The 13,381-nt window shown below is 50.1% G+C and carries 14 protein-coding genes and 1 riboswitch; of the genes, 12 read left to right on the forward strand and 2 right to left on the reverse strand.

The features are described from left to right. Positions 1 to 76: 76 nt before the first annotated feature. Positions 77 to 1,021, forward strand: coding sequence for a DMT family transporter (locus tag CRO25_RS13495; protein WP_079695311.1), 945 nt, complete (start codon positions 77 to 79; stop codon positions 1,019 to 1,021). Positions 1,022 to 1,061: 40 nt separating this feature from the next. Continuing rightward, positions 1,062 to 1,367, forward strand: a complete 306-nt coding sequence (locus CRO25_RS13500; protein WP_079695312.1) for a hypothetical protein — start codon at positions 1,062 to 1,064, stop codon at positions 1,365 to 1,367. 111 nt (positions 1,368 to 1,478) lie between these two features. On the opposite strand, the gene CRO25_RS13505 is transcribed toward CRO25_RS13500, so the two are convergent. Further along, on the reverse strand, positions 1,479 to 2,282 hold the full coding sequence (locus CRO25_RS13505; protein ID WP_076291747.1) for a Cof-type HAD-IIB family hydrolase: 804 nt from the start codon (positions 2,280 to 2,282) through the stop codon (positions 1,479 to 1,481). Between the two features lie 238 nt (positions 2,283 to 2,520). Further along, the gene (locus CRO25_RS13510; protein WP_064639935.1) at positions 2,521 to 3,522 is read right to left on the reverse strand and encodes a lipoate--protein ligase; all 1,002 of its coding nucleotides are present in this window, start codon (positions 3,520 to 3,522) and stop codon (positions 2,521 to 2,523) included. A 210-nt stretch (positions 3,523 to 3,732) separates the two neighbouring features. Here CRO25_RS13510 and cobD point away from each other — a divergent pair, with 210 nt between their 5' ends. The 10 genes from cobD (at position 3,733) to cobS (ending at position 13,330) form a co-directional block, all read left to right on the forward strand. Beyond that, the gene (gene cobD, locus CRO25_RS13515) at positions 3,733 to 4,881 is read left to right on the forward strand and encodes a threonine-phosphate decarboxylase CobD (RefSeq protein ID WP_097115767.1); all 1,149 of its coding nucleotides are present in this window, start codon (positions 3,733 to 3,735) and stop codon (positions 4,879 to 4,881) included. Beyond that, positions 4,862 to 5,680 (forward strand): adenosylcobinamide amidohydrolase, encoded by an 819-nt coding sequence (locus CRO25_RS13520; RefSeq protein ID WP_079695314.1) that lies wholly within the window; start codon positions 4,862 to 4,864, stop codon positions 5,678 to 5,680. Before cobD ends, CRO25_RS13520 begins: the two co-directional genes overlap by 20 nt. 44 nt (positions 5,681 to 5,724) lie before the next feature. Then, a complete protein-coding gene (gene cbiB, locus CRO25_RS13525; RefSeq protein WP_079695401.1) occupies positions 5,725 to 6,705 on the forward strand; it encodes an adenosylcobinamide-phosphate synthase CbiB in 981 nt (326 codons plus the stop codon). Then, a complete protein-coding gene (locus tag CRO25_RS13530) occupies positions 6,696 to 7,343 on the forward strand; it encodes a histidine phosphatase family protein (RefSeq protein ID WP_179132169.1) in 648 nt (215 codons plus the stop codon). The genes cbiB and CRO25_RS13530 overlap by 10 nt, the downstream gene beginning before the upstream one ends. 154 nt (positions 7,344 to 7,497) lie before the next feature. Next, positions 7,498 to 7,646, forward strand: a riboswitch (cobalamin riboswitch). A 199-nt stretch (positions 7,647 to 7,845) separates the two neighbouring features. Then, a complete protein-coding gene (locus tag CRO25_RS13535) occupies positions 7,846 to 8,847 on the forward strand; it encodes an ABC transporter substrate-binding protein (RefSeq protein WP_079695316.1) in 1,002 nt (333 codons plus the stop codon). Further along, the gene (locus tag CRO25_RS13540; protein WP_064639927.1) at positions 8,844 to 9,890 is read left to right on the forward strand and encodes an iron ABC transporter permease; all 1,047 of its coding nucleotides are present in this window, start codon (positions 8,844 to 8,846) and stop codon (positions 9,888 to 9,890) included. Before CRO25_RS13535 ends, CRO25_RS13540 begins: the two co-directional genes overlap by 4 nt. Further along, positions 9,887 to 10,708 (forward strand): ABC transporter ATP-binding protein, encoded by an 822-nt coding sequence (locus CRO25_RS13545; protein ID WP_372828772.1) that lies wholly within the window; start codon positions 9,887 to 9,889, stop codon positions 10,706 to 10,708. Before CRO25_RS13540 ends, CRO25_RS13545 begins: the two co-directional genes overlap by 4 nt. 47 nt (positions 10,709 to 10,755) lie before the next feature. After that, complete coding sequence (gene cobT, locus CRO25_RS13550) at positions 10,756 to 11,886, forward strand: nicotinate-nucleotide--dimethylbenzimidazole phosphoribosyltransferase (RefSeq protein ID WP_079695402.1); 1,131 nt, start codon at positions 10,756 to 10,758, stop codon at positions 11,884 to 11,886. After that, positions 11,883 to 12,443, forward strand: a complete 561-nt coding sequence (gene cobU / locus CRO25_RS13555) for a bifunctional adenosylcobinamide kinase/adenosylcobinamide-phosphate guanylyltransferase (protein WP_079695317.1) — start codon at positions 11,883 to 11,885, stop codon at positions 12,441 to 12,443. Before cobT ends, cobU begins: the two co-directional genes overlap by 4 nt. Continuing rightward, positions 12,440 to 13,330 (forward strand): adenosylcobinamide-GDP ribazoletransferase, encoded by an 891-nt coding sequence (gene cobS / locus CRO25_RS13560; protein WP_079695318.1) that lies wholly within the window; start codon positions 12,440 to 12,442, stop codon positions 13,328 to 13,330. Before cobU ends, cobS begins: the two co-directional genes overlap by 4 nt. Positions 13,331 to 13,381: the final 51 nt, after the last annotated feature.

The following is a 13,381-nucleotide window of genomic DNA, read 5'->3' on the forward strand; positions in this document are numbered from 1 at the left end:
ACTAACTGTTCTGTTTTATTCATTCTGTTCTGTGGACAGTGCTATATGATGGAGAACAGATGAAGGAGGGGCTAGCATGGTTGCAGTAGCATTTACCGTAATGTGTCTTATTTTTGGAACAACGTTTCTAGCGATTAAAATTGGCGTGGAGGCAGGCATGCCGCCTTTCCTGTCGGCCGGACTACGCTTTATCATTGCAGGTGCTCTAATGTTTACATGGATGTGGATAAAAGGGAAAGTGAACTTGTCTTTATTATGGCGTAAAGAGATGCTCTTGACGGGTGCGGGACTGACATTTGGTACGTTTGCGACCTTATATTGGGCTGAGCAATATGTGAGCTCGGGTGTTGGGGCGATTCTGTCAGCAACAGGTCCACTGATGATTATGGTGATGCAGACAGCGTTGTTGCGTCAAAAAACGTCTGCACGCATGATTGCGGGCTGCCTGATCGGTTTTGCTGGAGTTATCCTCGTCGTGTTGCCGGGTGTATCGATTGGTGGTAGTTCCCTGTGGCTTTGGGGCTGTATTGCCGTATTGGTGGGTGAAGTCTGTTACTCGGCAGGTGCGTTGTACTCCAAAAAGGTCATTAACCAGTTTAAGGAGGCTAATCCTGTAGCGATCAATGCGGTGCAAATGATGTACGGAGGAGTGCTGTTATCCGCGCTTTCGGCGGTGACGGAATCATGGAACACTACTGGACTGGATTGGATGCCAGCAGTATCATCCCTGATCTATCTGACAGTAATCGGTTCGATGGTCGGGCACAGCTTGTTCTACTGGATCATGTCTCGTACCAACCCGTTATTCCCGGCGACCTGGTTATACATTTCTCCTCCGATTGCGGTCGGACTTGGGGCGGTTCTCTACAATGAACATGTGAGCTGGATTACATGGTTAGGCGTTGCGCTGATCGTTTCAGGTTTGCTGGCGATGAATGAAAAAGTAATGAACTTGCTGAAGAGAGGCAAACGCACAACTTCAACTTCATTGGGTCAGACTTCCAAATCCATGGTAAAATAGGGAATATATATTTTACGCAGGAATGAGGCGAGACATCCATTTGAATAGACAGGGGATCGGTGCTGTTTTATTGTTTGCGGGAATCGTGCTCTATGGCATGATCCATATTGGGACCATTATTCATTTACCGGACGTAACGATCTGGTTCAATCAATGGGGCCGTTATCTGCAAGCCACTTTTGAAACGGGTGGCATCATTGGACTTATCTTGGCCATTCTTTTATTCATTATAGGAGTAACACTCCTGCTTCCTAGGCCATTAGCCGATTTTTCCAAAGGGAGAGTAATGAAGGAGATCAGTGAGCGGAATCGTGAATTTGACGAGAAGTATGGCAAAATAGAATAATTAACAGTTTTATTACAGAAACAGCCCTGCACAAGCGATTCATCACCGTGCAGGGCTGTTTCATTGTATCTTGAAATAACATGTTTTATATGGACTCGACCTCTTAAAAGCTTACTCTGCGTTCAGTACAAACTTCTCAATCACTTGCTTCACGCCGTCTTCGTTATTACTCGCGGTAATGTAATCTGCCAGCTCTTTCAGAGCAGGGATGGCATTCCCCATCGCTACACCAAGACCAGCGACTTCCAGCATCTCATGGTCATTCCAGGAATCGCCGATGGCAATGCACTCGCTCAATTGGTGACCGAAGTGATCTGCCAGGAAGGTTAGTGCATGGCCTTTTGTTCCTTCGCGGTGCATGATTTCAAGGAAGTATGGCTTGGACTTGGTGATGTGTACTTCTGATCCGAGCAGTTCGCGCAGGGCAACCGCAACCTCATCCAAGTAATCCGGCTCATCAATGATGAGCAGTTTCGGTGTTTTTTGCTCGATCACTTTGATGAAATCCGGTTCAATGTGGTACTGAGTACCATTCAGTTTAGCGTAGTCACGCAGCTTGTCGTTTTCTTCACGGGCGTAAAGTTTGTCGTCAATGTACGTTTGCAGGTGCAGATTATGCTCCAGGCAGTAGTCGTATAATTTGCGGGAAGCGTCCTGTGGAACGTAGCGCTCGTAGAGTACTTTTTCGTCCAGCAAGTTTTTCACCAAAGCGCCTTGATACGTAATGATTGGCACGTTCAGCTTCGTTTGGCGAGCGAGTGCTTGTGCAGAAGCATAGGCACGTCCGGTTGCCAGTGTTACAACGACACCATGAGCTACCGCTTGTTCCAGGGCAGTCTGTGTTGCAGGCGTTACTTCCTTGTTATCGTTGATCAGGGTATCATCAATGTCAATTGCGATTAATTTGTAGGTCATCTAGTTTCTCTCCTTTTTATCTGTATCTATACCCGACTTAATCTATATCACTTCAACTAAACTTTTTACACGAGAACGGAGAGGACAGAAAAAACCTGAAGAAGCGGAGCGTTCGCCTTTATCACCGGATTTCCCCTTTAAAGAAGGGGATCAAAAAAATCTGGGGATAACAGCGATCGGAAGGTTATTCTGTCATCGGAGTGGCAGGTGTAAACTTTCTTGGGTTGAACTTATATACCTACTCCTCAAGGAAAATGAGGCCAATAAAGTCCTCCAGCTCCAGGTTACCGAAGTAATGTTTTACATCCAGACCCTTAAGTGCAGTACGCACTTCAGATTCCTCGTAACGCTTGCCACGCAGCATATCTTCGATATCCGCCACATCGCCTACGCCGAAGAAATCACCAAAGATTTTGATATCTTCAATCCGTCCATCTTTGATATTCATGCGCAGATCAATGATGCCGACAGGGAATTTACGTGTATGCTTCACATTGCTTTCCGGGGAAAGCCCGTAGTTCCAGTCCCAATTGTTATAACGCTCAGCAGAGATTTCGTTGATTTTGTCCCAGTCTTTCTCTGTGAGTTCATATTGAGGAACGTCTTGTGGCTCCATACGGAAAATGTGGCGCAACAGCTCGTCCCGGAATTGTTCAATGGTCAGATTGCTGTCAATCAGATCACGAATATTCGCTACACGAGAACGTACGGATTTGGTGCTCTTGGATTTGAACTTCTCCGGATTAACGTTGAGTGAAGCCTGGACGTGGTCGAGGTTCAGGTTGAACATCAATGTACCGTGACTGAACATGCGGCCACGCGTAGAGAATTGGGCGTTGCCCGAAATTTTCTTCTCTCCGACTTGCAGATCGTTACGTCCCGTCAGTTCGGCATTAACGCCAAGCTCTTGCAGGGCTTCCACCACAGGCTGCGTGAATTTACGGAAGTTATGGAAGGATTGTCCGTCATCCTTGGTAATAAAGCTGAAATTGAGGTTGCCCAGATCGTGATAAACGGCTCCGCCTCCTGAAAGACGACGTACGACTTGAACACCGTTATCCTGAACATATTCAATGTTGATCTCTTCAATGGTATTCTGGTGTTTTCCGATAATAATGGACGGGCGGTTGATGTAAAACAGCAAGTAACTGTCATCCATCGGCAGATGCTTCAGAATGTATTCCTCAATGGCGAGGTTTACAGAAGGATCTGTAATGCCCTGGTTATCAACAAACAGCATGGTCATTCCTCCATTAATGTATGTGAGGGATGTATATCCCTTATGTAGTGATGCTTACGGAATCGAAATTCCTTCTCTATTGTAAACGAATTGTCGAAAGGACACAAAGAAATTGAAGCCGCAAAGGGCTTGAATAGCCAAATCAGGATTGACCCCTGCCTGCCACCACATCCATAATAAAAAGGACATGCAGAAAGGATGACGGACAGGATGACCGGTTTAATTGAAGTTTTCGGACATGGCGGTGATGTGGAGACGGCCGCGGCACGTTTTGGAGGGAATCCTGCGGATTTCCTCGATTTTAGCGCAAACATAAATCCTTTGGGTCCACCTCGGGAAGTACTGGAGGCTCTGGAGCAAGGATTACATATGGTACTTCGTTACCCCGATCCGGGCCATCGGGCGTTCAAAATGTTGCTTAGTGACCGACTGGGTTTAACCCCGGATCACATATCTGTGGGCAATGGGGCGGCGGAAAGTATGGCTCTAATCTTACTTGGACTCGCGCCTCGTAGAGTAGGTACGGTAGAGCCCGGCTTTTCAGAGTACAGTGCATTATCCAGACAATTTGGAGCAGAAGTCCACCATGTTCAAGGACGGGAAGAGCTGGACTGGCGAGCAGAACCGGAAGATATTGAGAAGCTGATGGAGCGGGTGGACCTGCTTTTCCTTGGACAGCCCAACAACCCCAATGGGGTACAGTATCCGGTGGACGTTCTGCAACGGCTTGCTCGTAAAGCAGAGACAACAGGCACAATATTGGTTGTCGATGAGGCATTTATCGATTTTATTGCTGAATCACAGCGGCAATCGCTGGCGTCCAGCTTGAAAGATTATCCGCAAGTGATCATCATTCGTTCAATGACCAAGTTTTATGCGATACCAGGCCTGCGTCTGGGTTATGCGATGGGGCGTCCCGAACTGATCCGTGCCATGACAGAGAAACAAGTCACCTGGAGTGTGAATGGGCTGGCACTGATCGCAGGAGAAGCCTGTTTGCGCAGCGGAGAGGATTTTGAACAGGAGACATTGGCACTGGTTTCACACGAGCGGGGGAGATTAACGGAAGGCCTGAAGGCTTTGGGATGTAAGGTGACGCGAGGGGAAGCGAACTTTATACTGGTAGCTCTGCCAGAGCCGTGGACAGCGACGTCCATCCAGGCTGCCCTCGGTGAACGCGGTATACTGATCCGAAGCTGCGCAATGTATCCCGGACTTGGGGAACGACATGTACGTTTTGCGGTCAAGGACGCGGAGGCTAACGGACGTTTGCTGGAAACGATAGGAAATGTAATTACGTCTAATCCGACAACCGGATTAGAGGCAGGGGGACAAAGCGATGGCACTGCCATTCTATAATTATTACTCCCATGTACTAAAGGACCAGAACGAATACAGATCTTCTGTATGGCCAGGATTATTCGTCTCTGCACATGAACGGCATATTAAAGCGTCCAGCCCCTCTGTTGTAACAGCACTCTCCAGTGCCGTGTATGGGGGCGGCATGATTGAACTGGATCGTATATTCAACATCTATGTGGACAAACATTATCGCTGTGACGATCCACCACGTGATATTGCTGATCTGTTGAGTGAATGGCAGGAGCAGCAGGATCAATGTGCCGGTCTTCTGACTGCCGTTCGATTGGAGCACACAGCGATCCAGGAATACGAAAGTGATGAGTTCGGATTACTTTGCTGCACTACAGCAGGGGTATCCAATGCTGCACGGGCGGGTTCTGCAAGAACCGTGTTTGATGCTGCGGGGAATGAGATGAGCAATGGGACGGTGTCCCAGAAAATTGGGAAGGTTTCGGCTTCAACCTATACTCCCGGTACGATCAATATCATGTTGTGGATGAATGGGCGTATGACTGCTGGAGCGATGGTGAATGCCATTCAGACTGCGGTAGAGGCGAAGGCCGCTGCGTTAGCTGATTTCGGTGTGGCCGATTCAGAGAATGGTCTAACCGCAACCGGAACAACAACGGATGCCATCGTACTCGCGGTAAGCCAGGCTGAAGTAAATAAACCGCTCATAAGTTACGCCGGGACGGCTACGGTCATGGGTGCAGCGATCGGCAGGCTGGTGTATGACACGATAATGGAAAGCCTGAAAGCCGCGCAGGAGTGGAAAGAGAGGAATAACAAGCAATGACATCTCTGCTGATTCAATGGGCTTCTTGGCCGATCTGGACGGGAATGGCTGGAGCCTGGATTATTGTAGGAGCATACATATTGGATCGCTGCATCGGAGATCCACGCTGGATTCCTCATCCGGTGATTGGCATGGGAAAGGCCATCTCTGCACTGGAGCGGGCGATAAGATCGCGGGCGGACTCGAACCAGGCTCTCAAAAGAGCGGGCGTATTATTTCCCCTTTTGATTGCAGGCGGTTCTTTTGCACTGACTTGGGGATTGATCTATGTGCTGGGTCTTATTCATCCCGCTGTTGCGGTTGTGGCAGAAGTGGTGTTAATCGCAACCACCATTGCCTCGAAAGGTTTGAAGGATGCAGGTTTGGAAGTTTACCGCTATCTGAGTCAACAGGATTGGCCTGCGGCGAGACGTTCACTGGGTATGATTGTAGGACGTGATACGGCTCATCTGGATGAGCCGGAGGTTGTGCGTGGGACGGTAGAGACTGTGGCGGAGAATATCGTGGATGCCATCGTCTCTCCACTGTTCTATGCCCTGATTGGTGGTGCACCACTTGCCATGGCCTATCGAGCGGTGAATACACTGGATTCGATGGTAGGTTATAAAAATGAAAAATATCTGCATCTCGGTTGGGCGTCTGCCCGTCTAGATGATTGGGCCAACTGGATTCCCGCGCGGCTTACCGCCTTGCTGTTGATTATAGGAGCTTGGTTCATGAAGCTGGATGCCAGAGGGGCTGCACGCATGGTGTCCCGGGATGCAAGACTTCACCCAAGCCCAAATAGCGGTTTTCCCGAGTCAGCGGTGGCCGGAGCGCTGGGCATAAGACTTGGTGGACATAACGTATATCACGGCGTGGCTTCATTTCGCGCATATATGGGCGAGCCTACAAGACGGATGGAAGCAGAAGATATTGTACGAACAACACGGCTTATGTTCTGGTCGGCAGGTTCTTTTGTTTTATTATGTTGGTTGGTCACCTTCGGGATATGGTCTGCTGGAGGTGCACTGTTATGGAGATAGAAGCTGGACATGGTGGCATGCAAAGCCGTGAGATTATTTTGATACGTCATGGTACAACGGCGTGGAACTTGGAAAAAAGGTATCTTGGGCATACTGACATCGGACTGTTGCCTGAGGCAAAGCAGGAGCTATCTTCGCTGCGTGAGCAGTGTAGCGATATCACATGCGACGCCTTGTATTGCAGTGATATGCTGCGTTGTCAGCAGACACTTTCACACATTGCATCGTCCCAAATGGGACAGGCCAAGCTTGATGCCCGACTAAGGGAGATCGACTTTGGTCAGTGGGAGGGGTTGACCTACGATCAGCTCAAGGACAATCCGCAGTACCGAGACTGGATCGATGCGCCGCATGAGGTAACGCCACCGAGTGGCGAGCCTTGGACAGCATTTGCAGCGCGGATTGATTCATTTATGGAAGAGTGTCTGATGTCCTTTTCACCAATACTGCACTCTCGCAGCATAAACGTGCCAAAAGTAGCCGTGATTACGCATGGCGGTGTTATTCGTTATATTGTGTCACGTCTCATTCCGAATCAAGATTTCTGGGATACGCAGGTGATACCAGGACAAGCGATCAAGATCCGGCTGGATGGTGATGGGGGCAACTGGGTTGGAACCAGATTGACTTTTCCGTAAATCGGGTTGTAAGGATGTACAATATAACCTATAATCACAACAGAAGTGTGACTTAGCAAGTGCGTCATTGATGGAGGCTCAACAAGCTCTAGCAAGGATGCAAGATGCTCACTTGAATGGTTGAACAATATTAGCGACCAAGGGTCCCGCGTGCATGCAGCAATGTTTCATGGGTTCATATGAGGCCATGAACGGCAAACGGGTGAAATAGGGAAGCCGGTGTAAATCCGGCACGGTCCCGCCACTGTAAATCAGGATGAATTCCTGTAAGTCAGGTTACCTGCCCTGGACGTATAAACCGGTGTTCCTTCGAGGAAAGGACAGCGTTTCGGGCAGTTCTCTGTGCATTTACAGCGCCAAGCTGACCATGCATAGATCGCCACATGCGAGACGTCATCCCTGATCCTGACCCAAGGATTGGGGATTTTATTTTTTCGGAACACAAATTCAAGCGGAATTGGGACAGGAGCACTACTCACTAGAATGGATAGAGAAGGGGAGAATGAACACAATGAATTTCAAGACATGGAAAGGCGTAGCGTCACTGCTGAGCGCAGCGATGCTGGCACTGACGTTGGCCGGATGTGGTACAACAACAAACGAGGGTACAGGAACCTCGCAACCTGCACAGGAGCAATCCCAGGAACAGGCTAAAACAGATCTCAAAACACAATATCCACTCACGGTTACAGATGCTACGGGTGAATCGTTTACCTTTGACAAAGCACCAGCCAAAATCGTATCTGTATCTCCGGCTGAAACGGAATCCCTGTTCGCACTCGGATTGGACGAGCAGATCGTAGGGGTATCCGACTATGACGATTATCCAGAAGCAGCAACAAAGAAACCAAAAATGGGCGGCATAACAAAGCCTAATGAAGAGTCGATTATTGCAGCTGAAGCAGATATCGTATTTACAGGTATCTCGATGAGCAAAGAGTCGGTGAAGAAACTGCGCGATCTGGGCATTACCATTTTCAAAACAGATCCTAAATCAGTGGATGATGTGATGAATAACATTGAAACTTTTGGTAAAATCACGGATCATCAGGAAAAAGCACAGGAGATCATCACCCAGATGAAAAAAGATGTGGCTGATGTAATTGAAGCTGTGAAGGCAGTTAAACCAGAAGAAAAGAAAAAAGTATACGTTGAATTCTCCCCAGGCTGGACTGTGGGTAAAGGCGAATTCATGGATGAATTGATCACACTTGCCGGAGGAAACAACGTAGCTTCTGACTTGACTGGCTGGAATCAGATTAATGAAGAGAACATTATTGCTTCTAACCCGGACGTCATTCTATATGCGAACGATGTCATTGATGAAAATTCCAAAACATTGGATCAAATCATCAAAGCACGCAGCGGATGGGATCAAATCACGGCTGTGAAAAACGATGCAGTCATCGGATTGGATGCCAACCTGTTGAGCCGTCCGGGACCACGGGTAACTCAAGGTCTGAAAGAAGTAGCCAAAGCGATCTACCCTGATCTGTTCAAATGAGTAAAAAGCTGGCAGTGTACGGAACGGCCGGAATTGTGCTGCTTGTGTTAACCGTGCTCATCTGCACGGGCATCGGTTCGGTTGCCCTGCCTGTCCGGGACATTGCGGGCATCTTGCTTCATCGCATTCCCTGGCTGGGCGACTGGATTGTTCCTGACTGGAATACAGCAGCAGAACAGATTATATGGAAGGTCAGATTCCCACGTGTACTGCTTGCCGTGCTTGTAGGTGCATCGCTGGCGATTGCCGGAACTGGATTCCAGGGGGTTCTTCGTAACCCTCTGGCTGATCCGTTTACCCTGGGCGTATCGTCCGGTGCATCGGTAGGTGCGGCTTTTCTGATTTTTTTCGGATTACAGTATGCGCTGATTGGAATCTGGACTCTGCCACTGGTCGCGTTTCTGACGGGAGTAATCACATTGTGGTTTGTGCTGGCCCTCGCTCGTGAGGGACGCAAAATACCGACACACAGCCTCATTCTGGCTGGCGTGGTCATGCAAAGTTTCCTGGGAGCAGTCGTCTCCTTTCTGTCGACCATGTCGAAGCAGACAATCAATGAAATTATATACTGGACGATGGGAAGTCTGGCACTGCGTGGGTGGTCGTATACGGCCATCCTTTTCCCGTATTTTGTACTGGGGCTGATTTTCCTCTGGAGCCGTGCGCGTTCATTGAATGTGCTTGCCTTGGGGGAACGACAGGCTGCTCATATCGGGGTTAAGGTAGATGGATTGAAACTGTCAGTGTTAGCTGTGGGTACGCTGCTTACGGCAGGCGCTGTCTCCGTATCGGGCGTGATTGGCTTCGTCGGATTGGTCATTCCGCATATTCTTCGGCTCATCGTCGGACCTGATTATCGATTGCTGGTGCCTTTGTCCGCGATTGGGGGAGCCATCTTCATGGTCTGGGCAGATACGATTGCACGCTCATTGCTGGCCCCAACCGAAATTCCGCTGGGTGTGGTTACGGCTTTCGTTGGAGCGCCATTCTTCGCGTATCTGCTGCACCGGAACAAAAAGCTGCGGAAGGGGATGATGCCATGAGCACATTCATGAAAACAGACCTTACCGAGAGCCGGCCGATGATAGAGGTCACGGAAGCTGGTAAAATGTATGGTAACCATCGGGCTCTGCATGCAGTGGACTGGAAAGTCAAAGAGGGTGAATGGTGGGGCGTTGTTGGTCCAAACGGCAGTGGCAAATCGACCCTGATTCAGCTACTTGCCGGAACCGAACAGCCGAACGCAGGCAGCATACAGATTGATGGACGCGACATTTCCTCATACACCCGTAAAGATTTGTCACGTATGATTGCGGTCTTGCAGCAGGATGGTCTGCCGGCCATCTCTTATCCCGTAAGAGATGTTGTCGAGATGGGACGTTACCCTTATCAGAACTGGCTTGGCAAAGAAACGTCGGATGGAGCAGCAGTAGTTGATAAGGTGTTAGAGGAGTTGGGTCTGAGTGACATGGCCGAACGACCTTTGGATGCACTGAGTGGCGGACAACGGCAGCGGGTTGCGCTTGCCAAAGTCATGGCTCAGGAACCCAGGCTATTATTGCTTGACGAGCCAACCACCTTTCTCGATATCAAATATCAATTGCAATTCATGGAGTTATTATCAGCGTGGCGTCAAAAAAATCATATTACGATTGTGGCGGTGCTGCATGATCTGAACCTGGCCGCACAATTTTGCGATCATATTCTGGCGCTGCGTGACGGGACTTGTGTAGGCAGTGGCACACCCCATTCGTTGATGACGGAAGAGAACATCCGGGAGATCTTCCGGGTGAGCCCGGCCATGGTGAATCATCCCGACAATGGATTGCCACAGCTTTTGCTAAGACGAGAGAAGAAATGAATGAAGCGGGGGATACCCTATATTTTAATAAAGGAAGTGCTGGCTGTATGAATAATGAACAGGTGTTGGAACAGTTAATGGGTCGGATCGTGTGTCCACATGAGGCAGTTGCGGCTGAAGCTTCCGCGCATGTGGATGCATTGACGAAGCCACCCGGCAGTCTGGGCAAGCTTGAACAGCTAGTTATTCGTCTGGCGGGGATCACCGGTGAGGCTCGGCCTTGCTTTGATCGAAGAGCTGTCATCGTTATGGCTGCGGATCATGGGGTGGTTGAAGAAGGGATTAGTGCTTTTCCTGCTGAGGTAACGCCGCAGATGGTCCTGAATTTCCTAGCAGGGGGAGCGGCTGTCAATGTACTTGCGCGCCACGCTGGAGCTCATGTGATCTGTGTGGATATCGGGGTGAATGCGGATCTGGATCATCCAGACCTGGTCTCCCACAAAGTCCGCAAAGGAACAGCCAACATGGCGAAGGGTGCTGCCATGACCCGGGGCGAGGCGATTCAGGCCATTCTTGCAGGAGCTGAAGTGGTCTCCACCGAGGTTGCGAAGGGAACGCAGTTGTTTGTGACCGGAGAGATGGGGATCGGGAATACAACTGCTAGCGCTGCAGTGATGTGTGCATTAACCGGAACAGCACCTACTTCAGCGGTTGGGCGGGGAACAGGCGTGGATGATGTCGGTTTGCAGCGCAAAGCCGCCGTGGTCAGCCAAGCCCTCAGCGTGAATGCTCCGGATGCAGACGATGCACTCGATGTACTGTGCAAAGTGGGCGGACTGGAGATTGCCGGACTGACAGGCGTGATTCTCGCTGCTGCTGCAAACGGATGCCCGGTTGTCGTGGATGGATTTATCTCCACCGCTGCCGCGTTGATTGCAAGTCATCTTGCTCCGCTCAGTACAGAATACATGATTGCTTCCCACACATCGCATGAAAGTGGACATGCAGCGTTGCTGCGTGAGCTTGGTCTGAAGCCCATGTTGGATCTGGACATGCGACTGGGTGAAGGTACCGGGGGCGTTCTTAGTCTTCATCTGATTGATGCGTCATGCCGCATTCTAAATGAGATGGCGACATTTGCAAGTGCAGGGGTATCTGGTGGCACGAACGAGACTCAACCTACGGAGTCTTCATCAGCTTCTGCTGATTCCTCTGTACAAGGAGAGGTATCCTCATGAGTGTACTCGTGACAGGCGGGGCGCGAAGTGGCAAAAGTTCGTTTGCCGAGCGTCTCTGTATGCAGCGATCCTCTGAGGCTTGGTATATCGCTACGGCTCAGGCTTATGATGACGAGATGCGTGAGCGTATACGTCTGCATCAGAACCAGCGGGACGAAGCAGGATATCTGTGGCATACGGTGGAGGAACCGCTGGCATTGCCTGAATTAATTACACGCATGGGAGAGTCCCATACAGGTACGTCTGCACCGACCATTCTGGTCGATTGTCTGACACTGTGGCTCAGCAATGTGCTGTTAGCGCATGAACATGAACCGGTGCAGGTGCTGTACGATCATATGGACGTGCTGGTAGCGGCGATCCATTCGTATCCGGGTCTGCTCGTGCTTGTCACCAATGAAGTAGGGGACGGTATTGTGCCGGAGTATGCGCTGGGCAGAAGATATCGGGATCTGGCGGGCATTCTCAATCAGCGGATTGCCGCGATTTGTCGCGAAGTGTTTCTGGTGACAGTGGGTATTGCGATTGAGCTGAAAAGCAGGGAGTATCGTTTATGAGTAAAGGCGATTTTGAACAAAAACATGCGGCCGCGGCCGCTTTTCAATTTCTGTCCCGTTTCCCGGTGAAAATGCAGCTTGATTTCGTTCCGCCATTATTGCGGGAGAGTGTAGTGTATTACCCGCTGGTTGGTGCGGTCATCGGATTATGCGTCTGGCTGGGCGGAGCCCTGACGGGTGCACTGCTTCCATCGTTTCCGGCAGCGGTGTTAACCTTGACGTTATGGGTATGGCTAACCGGAGGCCTTCATCTGGATGGCTGGATGGATACGGCAGATGGGCTACTCAGTTATCGAACCCGTGAGCGAATGCTGGAGATTATGAAAGACAGTCGTGTGGGGGCCATGGGCGTAATCGCCTGTGTCCTGCTGTTGATGATGAAAGCAGCATTGATTGCTGACTTTATCGCTCGTGGCAACTGGGCCTATGGAGCTTTACTCATCCTGCCGATGATCTGGAGCCGTTGGTTCATGGTGTATGCCATGGCGGCTTGGCCGAATGCCCGCAAGGACGACGGACTCGCTGTCCTGTTCAAGGGATTGGGGGAACGGAGGGAAGTCCAGCGTGCACGAAGCTCCGCGGTTGGGCTAACCATTCTGGCAGGTGTGATCACATGGGCTGCGGTATGGATCTTCCAGCCGGATACAGCCATGTTCCAGGTACTGGCGACGGAGAATGGATTGGGGACGTTACCATGGTGGCTATATCCTGTTGCAGCGATCATAGTGGTGCCGCTGGCTGGTTATGTAATTGGCAAATTCGTTGCCGGGCGTATCAGTGAAAGGCTGGGTGGACTAACAGGGGACACGTATGGAGCCATGAATGAATTGCTGGAAGCCGCCCTGTTAACCGTACTTAGTCTGTTGCAGGGATTCTTTTTGATATAACGCTGAGAGTGGAGGTGAGGGAACGTGGAAGATACTTCTGCACAAACGTCC

Origin of the sequence: Paenibacillus sp. RU5M, assembly GCF_900221055.1 — a bacterium.
In the GTDB taxonomy this organism is placed as follows: domain Bacteria; phylum Bacillota; class Bacilli; order Paenibacillales; family Paenibacillaceae; genus Paenibacillus; species Paenibacillus marchantiae.

Excerpts from the sequence above, each read along its gene's own strand:
- CRO25_RS13495 (WP_079695311.1), top strand. The coding sequence starts at position 77 with ATGGTTGCAGTAGCATTTACCGTAATGTGTCTTATTTTTGGAACAACG.
- CRO25_RS13505 (WP_076291747.1), bottom strand. The coding sequence starts at position 2,282 with ATGACCTACAAATTAATCGCAATTGACATTGATGATACCCTGATCAAC.
- CRO25_RS13510 (WP_064639935.1), bottom strand. The coding sequence starts at position 3,522 with ATGCTGTTTGTTGATAACCAGGGCATTACAGATCCTTCTGTAAACCTC.
- cobD (WP_097115767.1), top strand. The coding sequence starts at position 3,733 with ATGACCGGTTTAATTGAAGTTTTCGGACATGGCGGTGATGTGGAGACG.
- CRO25_RS13520 (WP_079695314.1), top strand. The coding sequence starts at position 4,862 with ATGGCACTGCCATTCTATAATTATTACTCCCATGTACTAAAGGACCAG.
- cbiB (WP_079695401.1), top strand. The coding sequence starts at position 5,725 with ATGGCTGGAGCCTGGATTATTGTAGGAGCATACATATTGGATCGCTGC.
- CRO25_RS13530 (WP_179132169.1), top strand. The coding sequence starts at position 6,696 with ATGGAGATAGAAGCTGGACATGGTGGCATGCAAAGCCGTGAGATTATT.
- CRO25_RS13535 (WP_079695316.1), top strand. The coding sequence starts at position 7,846 with ATGAACACAATGAATTTCAAGACATGGAAAGGCGTAGCGTCACTGCTG.
- CRO25_RS13540 (WP_064639927.1), top strand. The coding sequence starts at position 8,844 with ATGAGTAAAAAGCTGGCAGTGTACGGAACGGCCGGAATTGTGCTGCTT.
- CRO25_RS13545 (WP_372828772.1), top strand. The coding sequence starts at position 9,887 with ATGAGCACATTCATGAAAACAGACCTTACCGAGAGCCGGCCGATGATA.
- cobT (WP_079695402.1), top strand. The coding sequence starts at position 10,756 with ATGAATAATGAACAGGTGTTGGAACAGTTAATGGGTCGGATCGTGTGT.
- cobU (WP_079695317.1), top strand. The coding sequence starts at position 11,883 with ATGAGTGTACTCGTGACAGGCGGGGCGCGAAGTGGCAAAAGTTCGTTT.
- cobS (WP_079695318.1), top strand. The coding sequence starts at position 12,440 with ATGAGTAAAGGCGATTTTGAACAAAAACATGCGGCCGCGGCCGCTTTT.